The 571-nt window shown below is 61.5% G+C and carries 1 protein-coding gene; it reads right to left on the reverse strand.

The genetic code is table 11. The features are described from left to right. Window positions 1-478: 478 nt before the first annotated feature. Window positions 479-571: MprA protease, GlyGly-CTERM protein-sorting domain-containing form (mprA, locus tag OR16_RS48625; protein WP_081489020.1), on the reverse strand; the 93-nt coding region annotated here is incomplete at its 5' end.

Here is a 571-nt window from a genome sequence, read left to right on the forward strand (position 1 = left end):
GTAAATACCGTCAGCGCACACATTGGCATAAAGGGGGGAACTGCGGGTAGCGCCTGCGTTGCGCGAGGTACGGCGAGCGCGAAGACGCAGAGGATAACTAGCGTCAAGAGTGCGGCAAGCATTGCCTGCTTGCGCGTGGGCTGCCGGATTAGGAAGCTTTCCATGCTACTCACCGTATCCTTTGCCGTGCCTCTCCAGGCCGGCCATTGGCCCAGGCATCGGAGAGCCAGGAAGTCCGCGGGCACTCGCCCAAGCAATCTCATGCATGCGGTCATGCCGAGAATGCGGCACTTAGGATTTTGCGCTACTTTGATCGTCCACGGCAAGGGGGATGAAAAATTTGGGGCCTGCGCCCGCCTGCGGCGCGGGATAAGAGCCGGCGCGGCATGGCGGTACGCACCCGATACCCTCTGTCGATATCGAGCCGCCTTCGATTTCTTGGCAGGTTTCTACGCCTGCTCCGCCGGTCTGGTCTGACTCAGCGGATACGGCGGCGACCTACGAAGGCCAGCAAGCCGCCAGCAAGGAGTAGCACCGCCTCGAAGAGACTGAACGCACCGAGTCTACGCGT

This window comes from Cupriavidus basilensis OR16 (genome assembly GCF_000243095.1).
GTDB classification, from domain to species: Bacteria; Pseudomonadota; Gammaproteobacteria; order Burkholderiales; family Burkholderiaceae; genus Cupriavidus; species Cupriavidus basilensis_D.